Origin of the sequence: Streptomyces griseus subsp. griseus (assembly GCF_003610995.1) — a bacterium.
In the GTDB taxonomy this organism is placed as follows: Bacteria; Actinomycetota; Actinomycetes; order Streptomycetales; family Streptomycetaceae; genus Streptomyces.
On record NZ_CP032543.1, the window covers coordinates 4131736 to 4146570 of the forward strand.

The 14835-nt window shown below is 72.7% G+C and carries 15 protein-coding genes and 1 pseudogene; 8 read left to right on the forward strand and 8 right to left on the reverse strand.

Going from position 1 to position 14835, the window contains the following annotated elements:
• The first annotated feature begins 116 nt into the window (after nucleotides 1–116).
• Together D6270_RS18530 and D6270_RS18535 are read left to right on the forward strand one after the other, a co-directional pair.
• Nucleotides 117–584: a winged helix DNA-binding protein gene (locus D6270_RS18530; RefSeq protein ID WP_109164424.1), complete on the forward strand. Its 468-nt coding sequence runs from the start codon at nucleotides 117–119 to the stop codon at nucleotides 582–584.
• Between the two features lie 166 nt (nucleotides 585–750).
• On the forward strand, nucleotides 751–1698 hold the full coding sequence (locus tag D6270_RS18535) for a MarR family winged helix-turn-helix transcriptional regulator (RefSeq protein WP_109164423.1): 948 nt from the start codon (nucleotides 751–753) through the stop codon (nucleotides 1696–1698).
• Nucleotides 1699–1777: 79 nt separating this feature from the next.
• Here the strand turns inward: D6270_RS18535 and D6270_RS18540 are convergent, their stop codons facing one another.
• Complete coding sequence (locus tag D6270_RS18540) at nucleotides 1778–2926, reverse strand: winged helix DNA-binding domain-containing protein (RefSeq protein ID WP_264081514.1); 1149 nt, start codon at nucleotides 2924–2926, stop codon at nucleotides 1778–1780.
• Entirely contained in the window at nucleotides 2923–3501 is a 579-nt protein-coding gene (locus D6270_RS18545) for a DinB family protein (protein WP_109164421.1), read from the reverse strand. The genes D6270_RS18540 and D6270_RS18545 overlap by 4 nt, the downstream gene beginning before the upstream one ends.
• A 95-nt stretch (nucleotides 3502–3596) precedes the next feature.
• Between D6270_RS18545 and D6270_RS18550 the strand changes: the two genes are divergently transcribed.
• Nucleotides 3597–4784, forward strand: coding sequence for a helix-turn-helix transcriptional regulator (locus tag D6270_RS18550; protein ID WP_161029460.1), 1188 nt, complete (start codon nucleotides 3597–3599; stop codon nucleotides 4782–4784).
• Between the two features lie 4 nt (nucleotides 4785–4788).
• On the opposite strand, the pseudogene D6270_RS18555 reads toward D6270_RS18550, so the two are convergent.
• Nucleotides 4789–4999 (reverse strand): annotated as a pseudogene (locus tag D6270_RS18555) (LLM class F420-dependent oxidoreductase); the annotation flags it as partial.
• Nucleotides 5000–5093: 94 nt separating this feature from the next.
• Complete coding sequence (locus tag D6270_RS18560) at nucleotides 5094–6017, reverse strand: NAD(P)-dependent oxidoreductase (RefSeq protein WP_109164419.1); 924 nt, start codon at nucleotides 6015–6017, stop codon at nucleotides 5094–5096.
• Between the two features lie 50 nt (nucleotides 6018–6067).
• Here D6270_RS18560 and D6270_RS18565 point away from each other — a divergent pair, with 50 nt between their 5' ends.
• Nucleotides 6068–6418, forward strand: a complete 351-nt coding sequence (locus D6270_RS18565; protein WP_109167378.1) for a winged helix-turn-helix transcriptional regulator — start codon at nucleotides 6068–6070, stop codon at nucleotides 6416–6418.
• A gap of 136 nt (nucleotides 6419–6554) precedes the next feature.
• Here D6270_RS18565 and D6270_RS18570 read toward each other — a convergent pair whose 3' ends face one another.
• Nucleotides 6555–7409, reverse strand: a complete 855-nt coding sequence (locus tag D6270_RS18570) for an alpha/beta fold hydrolase (protein WP_109164418.1) — start codon at nucleotides 7407–7409, stop codon at nucleotides 6555–6557.
• 375 nt (nucleotides 7410–7784) lie between these two features.
• On the opposite strand from D6270_RS18570, the gene D6270_RS18580 reads away from it, so the two are divergent.
• The 3 genes from D6270_RS18580 (at nucleotide 7785) to D6270_RS18590 (ending at nucleotide 9499) form a co-directional block, all read left to right on the forward strand.
• Complete coding sequence (locus tag D6270_RS18580; protein WP_109164417.1) at nucleotides 7785–8291, forward strand: helix-turn-helix domain-containing protein; 507 nt, start codon at nucleotides 7785–7787, stop codon at nucleotides 8289–8291.
• 43 nt (nucleotides 8292–8334) lie between these two features.
• Nucleotides 8335–9027, forward strand: a complete 693-nt coding sequence (locus D6270_RS18585) for a hypothetical protein (protein WP_109164416.1) — start codon at nucleotides 8335–8337, stop codon at nucleotides 9025–9027.
• A gap of 130 nt (nucleotides 9028–9157) precedes the next feature.
• Nucleotides 9158–9499, forward strand: coding sequence for a DUF2516 family protein (locus D6270_RS18590; RefSeq protein ID WP_030566729.1), 342 nt, complete (start codon nucleotides 9158–9160; stop codon nucleotides 9497–9499).
• Here D6270_RS18590 and D6270_RS18595 read toward each other — a convergent pair.
• The 3 genes from D6270_RS18595 to D6270_RS18605 all read right to left on the reverse strand — a co-directional run bounded on the left by D6270_RS18595 (nucleotide 9472) and on the right by D6270_RS18605 (nucleotide 13272).
• Nucleotides 9472–10857 (reverse strand): PP2C family protein-serine/threonine phosphatase, encoded by a 1386-nt coding sequence (locus D6270_RS18595; protein WP_109164415.1) that lies wholly within the window; start codon nucleotides 10855–10857, stop codon nucleotides 9472–9474. The genes D6270_RS18590 and D6270_RS18595 overlap by 28 nt on opposite strands.
• Nucleotides 10858–11122: 265 nt before the next feature.
• Nucleotides 11123–12223 (reverse strand): C40 family peptidase, encoded by a 1101-nt coding sequence (locus D6270_RS18600; protein ID WP_109164414.1) that lies wholly within the window; start codon nucleotides 12221–12223, stop codon nucleotides 11123–11125.
• 263 nt (nucleotides 12224–12486) lie between these two features.
• A complete protein-coding gene (locus D6270_RS18605; RefSeq protein WP_109164413.1) occupies nucleotides 12487–13272 on the reverse strand; it encodes a class I SAM-dependent methyltransferase in 786 nt (261 codons plus the stop codon).
• 199 nt (nucleotides 13273–13471) lie between these two features.
• Between D6270_RS18605 and mshA the strand changes: the two genes are divergently transcribed.
• On the forward strand, nucleotides 13472–14824 hold the full coding sequence (mshA, locus tag D6270_RS18610) for a D-inositol-3-phosphate glycosyltransferase (RefSeq protein WP_109164412.1): 1353 nt from the start codon (nucleotides 13472–13474) through the stop codon (nucleotides 14822–14824).
• Nucleotides 14825–14835: the final 11 nt, after the last annotated feature.

The following is a 14835-nucleotide window of genomic DNA, read 5'->3' on the forward strand; positions in this document are numbered from 1 at the left end:
CTCGGCCTTGGGTGATTGATGGTTGTTCTCTTGATGGTTAAGTAAGTTGACGATAGCTTCCTCTTGAGCCGGTCGCCTGCCGACGGTCGGACGTGTGCAGCGAGAGGGAGAAGACCATGAACACGACCGCATCCACCAGTGCCGCCGCCACCGCGCCTCCCGCCGACGCCCGTGGCCTCGGCCTGGCCCATTACGCCGTCCGCGGCCTCCTGGAGAAGGTCCTGGCCCGGCACGGTGCCACGTTCCGGCAGCAGATCGCCCTGCGCGCCGCCGTCACCTCCGACGCCCCGCAGACGCCGGACGACCTCATCGCCCAGGTCCAGGAGTCCCTCAAGGCGGAATCGGCCGACCTCCGCGCCGTACTCGACGAACTGCTGGCCAAGCGGCTGCTGGTCGCCGACGGTGTGCACCTTCGCCCCACGGAGGCGGGGCGCGCGCTCATCGCCGCCGTCGGCGCCGAGACCGCCCCGATCTCGGCCCGCATCTGGGGCGGAATCCCCGCCGATGACCTGGCCGCCGCCGGCCGCGTCCTCGCGCTGGTCACCGAGCGGGCCAACGCGGAGCTTGCGGCGCGGGGGGCCTGAAACGGCTGACCTGCGTGTACCGGCCGACCTGCTTGAACCGGCTGAACCGGCTGCGGCTCCTACGGTCCCGGTCGCCCCGGCCGCTGGGGTCGCTGGGGTCGCTCGGGTCGCTCGGGTCGCTCGGGTCGCTCGCCGTATAATCGGCCTCCCGGTTCCGAACGGGGAGATGACGATCGTGCGAGTCGAACCCGACGGCGGGACGCGGGTCCCCGGGCCGGACGCCGAGGCCACGGCCGAGGTCCCCGGCGCTCTGCCGGAAGCGCTCACCGGTTTCGTCGGCTATCTCCTGCGCCGGGTGTTCGTCCGGTTCGCGGCGAGCTCGGGCGGTCCGGAGGACGGCCCCCGGGACTTCCTCGTCCTGGACGCGCTGACCGGCGGTGACTGGGCCTCCCAGCTGGACCTGGCCGAACGCCTCGGCATCAACCGGACCCTCATGGTCGGCGTCGTCGACCGCCTGGAGGCCCGGGGCCAGGTGCTCCGCACCCGTAACCCTGACAACCGCCGCCAGTACATCCTCTCCCTGACCGACGAGGGCCGCTCCGCCGTGGCGGCGGGCCGCCGCGCGGTCGCCGAGCGGGACGCGCGGCTCACCGCCGCCCTCACCCCCGAGCAGGTCTCCCGCCTCAAGACGCTGCTCGCGCGGCTGCTGCCGCCAGGCACCCAGGACCTCGTGCAGGGCACCGAACACCTGGTGGCGCAGGCCCACCACCGGCTGCGGAGGCTGGGCGACGCGAAGCTGGCCGGAACCGGCCTGCGGATCCGCCACTACGGCCCGCTCGCCCTCCTCGCCACCTCCGGCCCCTGCCCGCAGCAGCGCCTCGCCCAGGAGCTGGCCATCACCGGGCCCGCCACCTCCCAGCTGGTGGACGAACTCGTCGCGGGCGGGATGGTCCACCGAGGGCGCGACCCGCACGACCGGCGCCGGCACGCCCTGGAGCTCACCGAGTTCGGGCACGTCCAGCTCAAGCGGGTCGCGGAGGCGGTCGGCCTGCTGTCCGCGGAGACCGCGGAACTGCTCGGCCCCGGCGGCGGGGCCGAACTGCGCGCCCTGCTGGGACTGCTCCTCGAACCCGACCACCCCGGGGTCGCCGAGGCGACGGGAAGACGCGACTGAGAAACGGTCGGCTTCGCCCCGGCCCGACCCGCGCCGATTGACGCGAACCGGGTCGCTTCACCCGCCCCCTCCGGGGCCCTCACGACGATGACGCGACCCGTACCCGCCGACTCTCCCCGTCCGAGAGGAACGCCGCCAACTCCCGCCCCTCCTCGGCGACTTCGCTCCGTTCGGCCCGGGAGAACGCCCGCAGCGGCGTGACCACCACGGCGCCCGTCTCCCCCTCCACGTCCCAGGTCGCGGAGACCCGGCCGTCGACCAGGACGACCCGGGCACCGGCGACCGACAGGCCCCGGTCGGCGTCGTCGATGATCCGGGTGCGGTCGTCGTAGCCCAGGATCGCGTTGTCGAAGGCCGGCAGGAACCGTACGGGCGCGGGGGCGTCGGGGTCCGGGCGTGGCGCGTCGGGGAGATCCAGCAGCTCCCGGCCGCGCTCGTCGCGGAAGGTGACCAGCTCCCCGCGGAGGGCGGCGACCGCGCCCGGCAGCCCGGCGAGACCGGACCAGGCGCGTACGTCGGCTGTGGCGGCGGGCCCGTACGCGGCGAGATAGCGGCGTACCAGCTCCTGCCCCACCGGGTCCGACCCGTCCTCCGCCGCGGGCAGCGGGTCGATCTCGCGCCCCAGCCAGGCGGAGACCAGCGCGTTGCGCACCCCCGCCTTCGTTCGCCACACCCCGCGCGGCGGCAGCTGCACCATCGGCAGGACGCCCGCGACGAGCATCTCGCCGAGCGGCCGTGTCCCGGGCTCCGGCCAGCGGTCGGCGACCGCGCGGGCGAGCTGGGCCATGGAGCGGGGCTCGCCGTCGGCCAGCACCGCCCGCCCCGCCGCCGCGAGTTCGTCGAGATCGACCCCGGCGAGCTCGCGGCGGTAGGTCCCGAGCACGCGCTGCCGCAGCATGGCGTTGTGGCGGGCCCGCCAGGCGAGGACGTCCTCGGCGGCGACGAGGTGGACGGTGCGGCGCATGAGATGGGTGCGTACGACCTGCCGCCCGGTCAACAGGTCGTCGAGTGCCCCTGGTTGGAACCCCCGCAGCCGCGACCAGAGGCCGGTGAAGGGCTCCTGGGGCTCCTGCGCCTGCATCCCGCAGAGGTGTGCGACGGCGTCGAGGGGCGGCACGTCGGCCCGGTCGAGCAGCAACTGCCGCGCCAGCGTGGCGCGGTTGAGCGCACGAGTGCTGAGAACAGGCGAACGTCCGCCGCCCCTCGGGCTGTCGGGCGTACGGGTCACGTCGAGGTCTGCCCGTCGATCGCCTCGCGCAGGATGTCCGCGTGCCCGGCGTGCTGGGTGGTCTCGGCGATGACGTGGATCAGCACGCGGCGGGCGCTGCGGACGGCCCCGGGCTCGTTCCAGGGCGCGTCGGGCAGCGGGTGCGTGACCGACAGGTCGCGGAGGCCGGCGACGACCTCCGCCGTGCGGGCGGCGACCTCCTCGTACCGGGCGAGCACGCCGGCCAGGGTCTCGCCGGGCAGCACCTGGAAGTCGTTCTGGCGGTCGATGGCCCACTGCGGGTACGCGCTCGCGGTCCCGGCCCCGAAGTCCTCCCAGGTCACACCCTCGGGCAGGTCGAAGGCCATCGCGGAGGGGCCCTCGACGACGAAGCGCAGCCAGCTCTCCTCGGTGGAGGCGACATGCTTGACCAGCCCGCCCAGACAGAGCGCGCTGACGGTCGGCCGCTCGGCGATCTGCTCGTCGTCGAGCCCCTGCACCGTACGGATCAGGGCGGCCCGTGCGTCGGCCAGCTCGGCGAGGAGGTCGGCGCGCTCGCCGTCGAGGGCGGGGGAGGGGGAGGAGGTCATGGTCATCGGGCCTTTCGTTTCGTACGCGTTCTCCGGCACGGGTCCACCATCCCAAGAGAAGCGGACAGGTTGTGTCCGCTACTCCGTGCACCATGGATGTCATGCCGAAAACCTCAGCGCGGCTGCTGTCGCTGCTCTCCCTGCTCCAGGCACGCCGGGACTGGCCGGGTGCGCTGCTGGCCGAACGGCTGGACGTCAGTCCGCGTACCGTACGCCGCGATGTGGACCGGTTGCGGGAGCTCGGCTATCCGGTGGTGGCCATGAAGGGCCCGGACGGCGGCTACCGCCTCGACGCGGGTACGGAGCTGCCGCCGCTCCTCTTCGACGACGAGCAGGCCGTGGCCCTGGCGGTCGCCCTGCAGATCGCGACGACCACGGGCGCGGGGATCGAGGAGGCGGCGGCCCGCGCACTGCACACGGTCCGCCAGGTGCTGCCCGCCCGCCTGCGCCACCGCGTCGACACCCTCCAGGTCACGGCCGTGGACCGCCCGGCCGCCCGCCCGGAGCCCCAGGTGGACGGCGGCGTACTGATGGCGCTCGGGTCCGCCGTCCACGCACGCGAGGTGCTGCGCTTCGACTACAGGCCGGTGTCGGGGGCGGGGCGGGGGTCCTCTGGCCACGGAGCGGGGGCGGGGTCGGTGCGGGAGCCCTCCGATCCCGGCCCGGGGCCGGCATCGGGGCAGGGACCCTCCGATCACAGTCCGGCGTCGAGCGTGGCGCGAGGGTCCGCCGACTCGCGAGGACCCTCCGATCACAACCCGGGATCGGCATCGGGGCAGGGGCCGGAGCACCCGCCCCCGCCCCGCCGGGTGGAGCCCCACCACCTCGTCACCTGGGGCCGGCGCTGGTACCTCGTGGCCTGGGACCTCGAACGGGACGACTGGCGGACCTTCCGCGCCGACCGGATCGCCCCGCGTACCCCCACCGGTCCCCGCTTCACCCCACGTGAGCTGCCCGGCGGCAGCGTGGCGGCCTTCATCACCGCTCGGTTCCGGGGCGTCACCACGGCCGCCGAGGACGGCGTCGGCGGATGGCCCTGCCGAGGCGAGGTGATCCTCGGCCTCCCCGCCGCCGACGTCCTGCGCCACACCCGCGAGGGGATCGTCGAGGAACTCGGCCCGGACCGATGCCGCCTCGTCCTGGGTTCGTGGTCGTGGCTCGGGCTGGCCGCCGCGATCGGCAGGTTCGACGCGGACATCGAGGTGATCGGACCACCTGAACTGGCGGCAGCGTTCGGGCACTTGGCGACCCGGTACGCGGCAGCGGCGACGCCACCCCGTCGCCCGTGACGCGTCAGCCGGCCAGCTCCCCGAGGGAGCGCCCAGGTACGGCGCCGATCGGCGTCCCCGGCCACCTCCGTCCCCGCGAAGACCACCTCGGTGGCCCCGGCGTCCCGGTAGCGCCGCACCTCCGCGGCGACGGCCTTCCCGTCGCCGATCACCGTCACATCGACGGCCTGCCTGCCGCCGGAGAGCTGGATGGCGCGGATGTACGACGGGATCTTCGGGCGTCGGCGGTACCGGCGTTCCGTACGGACGTGAAGGCTGTTCGGCATTCGTATGAACGGCGAGGCGACTCTCGTGCGCACGCCAACTAAGCTAATCCTGGCGGGACTTGTGCAACGCTGCCGCCCGCCCCAGCAACTCGGAGACCCGGTGGAGCCCCTCCGCGCCATGACCGAGCCCGATGGCCTGCCGGGCGAGGCCCTCGGCGGCGCGCATGACGCCCGCGTCGATGCCGTGGGCCTCGGAGGCGTGGATGACGTGGGCCATGGTGGACGCCGCCGAGGTGAGCGGATTGCCCTCGCCGGAGAACGTCCCCTGGTCCACCTCCTCCGCGACCTCCGAGAAGATCGTCGGCAGGATGGCGCCGATCCCGGCGGCGAAGGGGGCCAGCTCCCGGGCGGTGATTCCTTCGGCCCGGGCCACCGCCAGGGCGTGGTTGAAGCCGGACATCGCGGTCCAGAAGATGTCCAGCAGCGCGATGTCGTAGGCCGCCGCCCGGCAGATCTTCTCGCTCAGGTGGGTGTGCGTGCCGCCCAACGCGTCGAGTACAGAACGGTGTTCGCGGTAGAGGTCCTCGGGTCCGCTGTAGATGAGTACGGCGTCGGGGGTCCCGATGGTCACGGTCGGCGTCATGATCGCCCCGTCCAGGTACCGGACGCCGTGCCCCGCCGCCCACGCCGCCGCGTCGCGGGCCCGGTCCGGGGTGTCGGCCGTCAGATTGACCAGCGTGCGCCCCTTGAGCGCACCGGTGACCGCGGCGGGCCGCAGAATCGCGTCCACGGCGTCGTAGTTCACGACGCAGACGACGGTCAACGCGCTCGCGGAAACGGCCTCTTCGGCCGAGCGAGCGCCGACCGCCCCACGTACGACCAGCTCCCGGTCCCGTCCAGGCGTCCGATTCCATACGGTGGTAGGCAGCCCGGCAGCGAGGAACGCGCCCGCCAGGGCCCGCCCCATCGGTCCCAGCCCCAGGACGGTGACGGCAGACCGGTCATGCTGCTCACTCGGCAGAGACATAGCTCAACTCCTGTAATCGCATAGGTGTGTTCTCAGAGAACGGGGAGATGATGACGCGCAGCCGCGCCCAGGACGTGAACGTCTGCGGGGTCACCGCCGCGATCGCTGTGATCGACGGAAAGTGGAAGACGGGCCTGATCTGGCTGCTGTCGTCCGGACCGCGCCGCCCGGGCGAGCTGCGCCGTCAGCTGCCGGGCCTCAGCGAGAAGGTGCTGACTCAGGCGCTCCGCGAGATGGCGGCCGACGGGCTGGTGCGCCGGGAGGTGCATGACGTACTGCCGCTGAAGACGACGTACTCGCTGACCGAGGACGGCCAGGAACTCTCCGAACTCCTCGACGCCCTCTCCGACTGGGGCCACCGCCGCCTGGCGAGGCTCACCGAGCCCGAGTCGGCCTCCTGACGCATCACACGCTCACTCCCTGTCCTGGAGGAGGCCGACCGTTCGGCCCCTCCTCCATCAGGATCGACCCGTGAACGCCCGTTGCCCAGTACCCACAAAAAGGTGGGTACCGGGCAGCGGTGGGATGGAGGCCGGGTCAGCGTGCCGCCAGGCCGGCGAGCAGCTCGGCGGCGGGCCGCGGGTGGACGAGCCAGCGGAGGTGGCTGCCTTCGAGGGTGCGGACGTCGAAGGGGTTGTCGGGGGTGAGCGCGTCCGCCTCGCGGATCATGCGGTCCTGGACGGCGGGCGGCACGCTGACATCGGCGGCCAGGCGGACATAGGTCCTGGGGATCCGCCCCCAGGTCGCGGCCTGGGCCCGGTCGGCCGGCGTACCGGCGTCGAGGTTCTCGTCGGGCTGGAAGGTGTTCAGGAAGGTACGGAACTCGTCATCGGTGAGGTCGGCGGCGAAGGCCTCCTTGAACGTGGCGAGCGCCGCCGGGTCGGCGGTGCGGAAGTTGGTGCGGAGCAGACCGAGTTCGGCCGGGTTGCCGACGAGCGTGGCGGCGAAGGCGGCCGGGTCGACGTCCGCCATCTCCGGCTCGGCGTAGTAGCCGGCCACATCGAGATCGACGGGACACCAGGCGGAGACGTAGACGATCCGGTCGATCAGCTCGGGCCGCGCGTTGGCGACGGCAGTGATCGTGGCCCCGCCCCTGCTGTGGGCGACGAGGACGGTGGGCCCGTTCCGCTTGGCCCGTTCGAGCACCTCGATCACGCGGGCGACGTTGGCGGCGAGCCTCACCCCTCTGATGCTTCCCGGCTCCGCGGCGAGGGCGCCGAGATCCTGGGGCGCCTGGTAAGCCGCGGGAAAGGTCGCCTCGAACCCGTGCCCCGGCAGGTCGACCGCGGCCGACCGGTGGCCGAACAGGGCGAGTTCGGCCTGCAAGGGTGCGAACGAGAACGAGTTCGCGAAGGCCCCATGGACAAGAACGAAGGTCGGCAGATTCGGCATGCCTCAGCCTCCAACAGAACGATCTTCGGAACAAGGTCAGGGGTTCGGCCGGATCTCCAGGACGTCAGGCTCAACCAGGCCTCGGCAGGGAACGTGCGGCGCCGACATCGGCAGCCACGTCTGCTCCTTGCGTACGGCCTTCGCGTTGTCCGGGGTACGCGGCAACCGCATGAGTAGCTGGTCGCCGAGCCGGTACATCCTGTTGTCGGTGCCCTTACCGGCCGGTGAGATGGGAAGGGCGGCAGGCATCAGCGCGACAGACCCCCCCGCGAAGTGACAGTTGTCGCTGCGAGCCACATAAGCACACACGTGGCGCGCGACACTATTGCAAGCATGCGCTTGCAATAGTTAGCACCGGTGTTGCAGTATCGATCCATGGCATCACTCAACGTCGGCAATCTCGGTGAGTACCTCCGGGAGCAGCGCAACGCCGCGCAGCTCTCGTTGCGGCAGCTCGCCGAGGCCGCCGGGGTGTCGAATCCGTATCTCAGCCAGATCGAGCGCGGCCTGCGCAAGCCCAGTGCGGATGTGCTGCAGCAGGTGGCCAAGGCGCTGCGGATCTCGGCCGAGACCCTCTACGTACGGGCGGGGATCCTCGACGAGCGGGAGCGGGAGGAGCTTGAGACGCGGGCGGTGATTCTGGCCGATCCGTCGATCAACGAGCGGCAGAAGAACGTTCTGCTGCAGATCTACGACTCCTTCCGCCGCGAGAACGGGTTCGTGCCCGAGGCGGATGGGACGCCCAGGACGTCCACGGCCGGCGGGACGGACAGGACCGACGGGATCGACGGGACCGGCCAGGCGCCTGGAGCGGCCGGGGTGCCTGAAGCGGGCCCGACGCTCAAGGCGGATGCCACGGAAGACGACAACCCTCACAGCTAGCCACAGCACCAGCTGCTTCTGATGATCCGGGAGGACCACAGTCATGGCCATCACCGATGACCTGCGCAAGACCCTCACCGACCGCACGCCCCTCTACTTCGCCGCCGGTACGGCCGACCTGGCCGTGCAGCAGGCGCTCAAGGTTCCGGCGCTGATCGAGCAGCTGCGGGCCGAGGCGCCCGAGCGGTTCGAGGCCGTACGCAACACCGACCCCAAGGCCGTGCAGGAGAAGGTGACCACGCAGGCCAAGGAGGCCCAGGCCACCGTGCAGGCCAAGGTCACCGAGGCGTTCGGGGCGCTGGACGCCGTCGACCTGAAGAAGCTCGGCGAGAGCGCTCAGGACCTGGCGCTGCGCGGCGTGGGCATCGCCGCCGAGTACGCGGTGCGGGCCCGGGAGACGTACGAGAAGGTCGCCGAGCACGGTGAGCAGACCGTGCGGACCTGGCGCGGTGAGACCGCCGACGAGATCGTCGAGATCGCCGCCGTCGTGGAGGCCGAGCCGAAGGCCGCGCCCGCCCCGAAGCCCGCGGTCAAGAGCGAGCCGAAGGCCGCCGCCGCGACCAGGAGCGCGACCAAGCCCGCCGCGAAGCCCACGGCCGTGAAGACCGCGCCCGCCGCGAAGCCCGCTGCCCCGGCCGGTGCCGCGCCCGCCGAGGCCAAGGCCGCGCCCGCCAAGAAGGCTCCCGCTCCGCGCAAGTCCGCGGCCAGGAAGACCACCCCGCCCGCCGGGAAGTGACCCCGGCGGTGCCGTCCCGTACGTACGAAGAGTGACCGGGGCGCGGGGCGGGCACCTTTAACGGTGCGCGGTTCGTTGTCCCGGTACCTTGGCCGCAGGGCGCTCATCCACTCACTAGGCGGTTCCCACCATGTTGCTCTCCGCATTCGGCTCACTCCTCCAGCTGCTCTACCTGGGCATGCTGGTGCTGGCCGTGGTCGCCTTCGTCTTCGCGGCGACCGCCCGGGAGGACGCCTACCGGGCCGCCGACAAGAAGAAGAAGTCCTTCTGGCTGATCATTCTCGGCGTCGCCGTGGCCGTGAACCTGCTCATCCCGTTCCTCTTCCTCCAGCTCGCGGGTGTGGTGGCGTCGATCGTGTTCATGGTCGACGTACGGCCCGCGCTCAAGGAGGTCTCGGGGGGCAGCGGCGGTGGCCGCCGGGGCGGTTCCAGCAGTGACGGGCCCTACGGGCCGTACAACGGCGGTCGCTGAACGCTCGCGGCCGCGGGGACGGCAGGAGCGGTCGACACGGGGCCGGGGTGCGAGGCGCTCCGGCCCCGTCGCCGTATCCGCTCCGGGGCGCGGCCCAGCAGCAGCACCGCCACGTCGTCCGTCAGCTCGCCGCCGTTCAGCTCGCGCACCTCGGCGACGGCCGCCTCCAGCAGCTCCTCGCCCGCGAGCCCCTGCTCCAGCCGGCTGTTGACCATCGCGACCATGCCGTCCTGGCCGAGCCGCTGACTGCTGCCCGCCCCGACGCGGCCCTCGATCAGCCCGTCCGTGTACATCATCAGACTCCACTCCGCCCCCAGCTCCACCTGGCGGCGCGGCCACCGGGCGCGCGGCAGCAGCCCGAGCGCCGGGCCGCCGTCCTCGTACGGGAGCAGTCGCGCCGGCCGGCCGTGCCGGGCCAGCAGCGGTGCCGGGTGGCCGGCCAGGCAGAGCCCGGCGCGGCGGCCGTCAGGGGCGATGTCGACGGTGCAGAGCGTCGCGAAGATCTCCTCGCTCTGCCGTTCGTGCTCCAGCACCTGCTGGAGGGTGGAGAGCAGCCGGTCGCCGCAGAGCCCGGCCAGCGTCAGCGCCCGCCAGGCGATCCGCAGCTCCACACCGAGCGCCGCCTCGTCCGGTCCGTGCCCGCAGACGTCGCCGATCATCGCGTGGACCGTGCCGTCGGGGGTGCGGACGGTGTCGTAGAAGTCGCCGCCGAGGAGGGCGCGGCTGCGGCCCGGCCGGTAGCGGGCGGCGAAGCTCAGGTCGGAGCCCTCCAGGAGCGGGGTGGGCAGCAGGCCGCGTTCCAGGCGGGCGTTCTCCTGGGCGCGCAGCCCGGACTCCGTCAGCTGGTGCTGGGCGATGTCGGCCCGCTTCCGCTCCACGGCGTACCGGATCGCGCGGCTCAGCACCCGCGCGTCCAGCTCGCCCCGGTACAGGTAGTCCTGCGCCCCGACGCGTACCGCCTCGGCCGCCAGCTCCCTGTCGTCCTGCGCGGTGAGCACGAGGACCGCGTGGAGCGGGGCGATCCGCAGTACGTGGGTGAGCACCGCCAGCTCGTCGGCGCGGCCGGGGGCGGGCTCGGGCCGGTGCCCGGGGGCGGCGGCGTTCGCCGTGGTGGCGGGCACGGACAGCGTGAGGTCCAGCAGGATGCAGTCCACGTCGTCGGTGAGCAGCCGCCCGGCCTCGGTGAGGTTGCGGGCGGTGCGGATACGGACGCGGGTGCCGGCCGCTGCCGAGAGTTCGGGTCCCGTGATGCTGCCCGCCGGGTCGTCCTCGATCACCAGGACGGTGAGGTCGGCGCCATGCTTGGTCTCCGCAGCGGGTACGGCACGTCGCTGCGGTACGGGTACGGGTACGGGCATCGGTTCGGGTCCTCCCCTCCCCTTGAGGGCGCGGCGGTACGCCGATCGACGAACGCCAGTCGGGGACGATAGCGGTCTCCGGCGGGGGAACGGAATGCCGCACGGGGCCCGGCCGCTGTCATATGCGCCGCCATAAGCCGCTTCCTGGCACGGATCCGGCGGGATGGGGCACGCCGGGGGCGCCGGAGAGGCCATGACAAACATCACCCGCGCACGCACCGGCCACGTGGCGCCCCTCACGTACGCCCGAAGGCCCCCGAGGGTCCTACTTGTCCGGCCGCACCACGCCGAGGATCTGCATGGAGCCCGCGCCCGCCAGCGTGACATGGCGGCCGGGGCGCGGGGAGTGGACGATCGCGCCGTCGCCGACGTACATCCCGACATGGCTGGCGTCGGCGTGGTAGATGATCAGGTCGCCCGGGCGCATGTCCTGGATCTCGATGCGGGGGAGCAGCCGCCACTGCTCCTGCGAGGTGCGCGGGATCGGCCGGCCCGCCGCGGCCCAGGCCTGCGAGGTCAGGCCCGAGCAGTCGTACGAGCCGGGGCCCGTGGCCCCCCACACGTACGGCTTGCCTATCTGCGCTGTCGCGAAGGCCACCGCCGCCTTGCCGGCCGCGGTCGTCGCGCCGCCGGCGCCGAGGTTCGGCATGGGCAGGGTGGCGAGCCAGGCGGACTGCGCCCTGTTCGCGGCGTCCTGCTCCAACTGGCGGAGACGGGCCCGCTCCTTCTTCTCCAGCTGCGATTCGAGCTTCTCCGCTGCGGCTATCTGGGCGTTGATCTTCTTCTTGGCCTTGGCCTGCTTGACCCGGTTCGTCTCCAGCTTGTGCCAGTTGCTGCTGGCGTCCTGGGTGTACGTCTCCAGGTCCTCCTGGGTCCGGGTCAGCTCGGCCAGGACCGTCTTGCTCGCCTGCTGGCTGGTGCGGACCTTGTTGACCCCGTCCAGGAAGAGCTGCGGGTCGTTGCTGAGGACCAGCTGGGCCCCGGGCGGCAGGCCGCCGTTGCGGTACTGCTCGCGCGCCTGGGCGCCGGCGCGGTCCTTCAGCTCGGCTATCCGGGCCTGGCCGTCGACGATCGCCTTGGCCAGCTTCACGATCTCGCCGGACTGCTTCTTGGTCTGCTCCTCGGCGAGGTTGTACGCGTCCGTCGCCGCCCCGGCCTTCCGGTAGAGCGTCTCGATCTGCTCGCGGACCTTTTCGAGGTCCCTCTCGGACGAGCCGGGGAGAGGGGAGGGCGCGGAGGGGGAGGAGGCCGGAGGGGACGGCGACGTGTCCGGCGCCGGTGCGGCCACCGCCTGGACCGGAACGGTCAGCAGGCCCAGCGCACAGACCAGCGTGATGGCCGCGGCGGCACAGTGGCGTCGGTTCACGAGCTCCCCCAGCAAGAACGAAATCAAGACAAAAGCAACGTAAGCCGGATAGCGCGCACCTGACTTACCATCAGTAACGTTCAGGCGACGTCGCGATCGTGCCATGTCGTCCCGTAAAGCAACAGAGGCAGTCGGCATCCGGCGACGGCAGTGGCAGCCGGTGTCCTACGCCTCTCGATCCCCACCCTCCAGGACGAACGACACGCCGACGGCGTTCCCACTGTTCCCCGGAAGAGCATACTTTCGCCCGGTCGGGTGATCGTTCAGCGGCTGCCGGGCCGCAGCGCGTCCCACCCGACGGTGACCTCGCCCTGCCGCCACCGCCGTACGCCGTCGCTCACCGGCCAGTCGGCCGACAGCGCCCGCACCGCCGCGATCCAGCGCTGCCGGGCGCCGAGCGACGCGTACGGGGAGGCCGCCGCCCAGGCCCGGTCGAAGTCGCGCAGGAACGCGTGGACCGGCTCGCCCGGCACGTTGCGGTGGATCAGCGCCTTCGGCAGTCGCTCCGCGAGGTCGGAGGGGCGCTCCAGCGAGCCGAGCCGGGTCGCGAAGGTGACGGTGCGCGGCCCCTCGGGCCCCAGCGCCACCCACACATGCCGGCGCCCGATCTCGTCGCAGGTCCCCTCCACCAGCAGCCCGTCGGGGGCGAGCCGGGAGCAGAGCCGCGCCCAGACCTCGGCGACCTGGTCCTCGTCGTACTGGCGCAGTACGTTCGCCGCCCGGATGAGCACGGGCCGCACCGCCAGCGGGATCTCGAAGCCGCCGTGGACGAAGGTGAGCCCCTCCCGTTCGTACGGCTTCGCCGCCGCGACCCGCTCCGGATCGATCTCGATGCCCGCCACGGAGGTGCGGGGCTCGGCGGTACGCAGCCGGGCCAGCAGCTCCACGGCGGTCCAGGGCGCTGCCCCGTACCCGAGATCGACGGCCACGGGGGACTGCGCGCGGCGCAGGGCGGGGCCGTGCACGGCGGCGATCCAGCGGTCCATGCGGCGCAGCCGGTTCGGGTTGGTGGTCCCGCGGGTGGCGGTGCCGATGGGGCGCTGGCGCATGCGGTGAGCGTATGCGACGGAGGAGGGGCGGGTACCCGGGTGCCCATGGGCCGCAGGGGGCCCGGGCACGGAATGCCGCCGCCTCCCGCGTCGTAATGATTTGGCAAAACGGAAATGAAAGGCAGGATTCCGCTGTTCTCGCCCTTCGGAGGGCTCCGCGCCCCTCCGTGGCATGCCTTGAATGAGGAGGACGGACGACGTGAGCCAGTACGTCTCCCGGCTCGGTTCCCCCCGGTCCGGCCCCCGCATCAGGTTCCCCGGCGGCTTCCCCGGCTCATCCCGCAAACCGCGGCGCATCGCGATGCTCTCCGTGCACACCTCCCCGCTGCACCAGCCCGGCACGGGCGACGCGGGCGGGATGAACGTCTACATCGTCGAGTTGGCCAAGCGCCTCGCCGCGATCAACATCGAGGTCGAGATCTTCACCCGGGCCACCACGGGATCGCTGCCGCCCGAGGTCGAAATGGCCCCCGGCGTCCTGGTCCGCCACGTCGACGCCGGGCCGTACGAAGGGCTCGCCAAGGAGGACCTGCCCGCCCAGCTCTGCGCCTTCACCCACGGGGTGATGCAGGCATGGGCCGGTCAGCGCCCCGGCTACTACGACCTCGTCCACTCCCACTACTGGCTCTCCGGCCAGGTCGGGTGGCTCGCCGCCCAGCGCTGGGGCGTCCCGCTCGTGCACGCCATGCACACCATGGCCAAGGTCAAGAACGCCGCGCTCGCCGACGGCGACACCCCCGAGCCGGCCGCCCGTGTGATCGGCGAGACCCAGATCGTGCACGCCTCCGACCGGCTGATCGCCAACACCGCCGAAGAGGCCGACGAGCTGGTCCGCTTCTACGACGCCGATCCCTCGGCCGTCGCCGTCGTGCACCCGGGCGTCAACCTGGACCGCTTCCGCCCCGCCGACGGCCGCGCCGCCGCCCGGGCCCGGCTCGGCCTGCCGCAGGACGCCCTGATCCCTCTCTTCGCGGGCCGTATCCAGCCGCTGAAGGCCCCGGACGTGCTGCTGCGCGCGGTCGCCGTACTCCTGGACCGGGACCCGTCCCTGCGCTCCCGCATCGTGGTGCCGGTGGTCGGCGGCCCGAGCGGCAGCGGGCTGGCCAAGCCCGAGGGGCTCCAGAAGCTGGCCGCGCGCCTGGGCATCGCCGACGTCGTACGGTTCCACCCGCCGGTGGGCCAGGACCGGCTGGCGGACTGGTTCCGGGCCGCGTCGGTGCTGGTCATGCCGTCGTACAGCGAGTCCTTCGGCCTGGTGGCCATAGAGGCCCAGGCGGCCGGTACGCCGGTGGTCGCGGCGGCGGTGGGCGGCCTTCCGGTGGCGGTACGCGACGAGGTCAGCGGCTTCCTCATACCGGGCCACGAGCCGGAGGCGTACGCCCGCGCGATCGAACGGTTCGCGGACGCGCCGGAGCTGGTGGAGCGGATGGGGGCGGCGGCGGCGGCGCACGCGCAGTCCTTCGGCTGGGACACGGCGGCCTCGGCCACGGCGGACGTGTACACGGCGGCCGTGGCCGACCACCGCCGCCGGGCGCGTACGCACCACGGCTGAGCCTCCTTTGC

Coding starts and splice junctions, on each gene's coding strand:
- D6270_RS18530 (WP_109164424.1), top strand. CDS start 117: ATGAACACGACCGCATCCACCAGTGCCGCCGCCACCGCGCCTCCCGCC.
- D6270_RS18535 (WP_109164423.1), top strand. CDS start 751: ATGACGATCGTGCGAGTCGAACCCGACGGCGGGACGCGGGTCCCCGGG.
- D6270_RS18545 (WP_109164421.1), bottom strand. CDS start 3,501: ATGACCATGACCTCCTCCCCCTCCCCCGCCCTCGACGGCGAGCGCGCC.
- D6270_RS18550 (WP_161029460.1), top strand. CDS start 3,597: ATGCCGAAAACCTCAGCGCGGCTGCTGTCGCTGCTCTCCCTGCTCCAG.
- D6270_RS18560 (WP_109164419.1), bottom strand. CDS start 6,017: ATGTCTCTGCCGAGTGAGCAGCATGACCGGTCTGCCGTCACCGTCCTG.
- D6270_RS18565 (WP_109167378.1), top strand. CDS start 6,068: ATGACGCGCAGCCGCGCCCAGGACGTGAACGTCTGCGGGGTCACCGCC.
- D6270_RS18570 (WP_109164418.1), bottom strand. CDS start 7,409: ATGCCGAATCTGCCGACCTTCGTTCTTGTCCATGGGGCCTTCGCGAAC.
- D6270_RS18580 (WP_109164417.1), top strand. CDS start 7,785: ATGGCATCACTCAACGTCGGCAATCTCGGTGAGTACCTCCGGGAGCAG.
- D6270_RS18585 (WP_109164416.1), top strand. CDS start 8,335: ATGGCCATCACCGATGACCTGCGCAAGACCCTCACCGACCGCACGCCC.
- D6270_RS18590 (WP_030566729.1), top strand. CDS start 9,158: ATGTTGCTCTCCGCATTCGGCTCACTCCTCCAGCTGCTCTACCTGGGC.
- D6270_RS18595 (WP_109164415.1), bottom strand. CDS start 10,857: ATGCCCGTACCCGTACCCGTACCGCAGCGACGTGCCGTACCCGCTGCG.
- D6270_RS18605 (WP_109164413.1), bottom strand. CDS start 13,272: ATGCGCCAGCGCCCCATCGGCACCGCCACCCGCGGGACCACCAACCCG.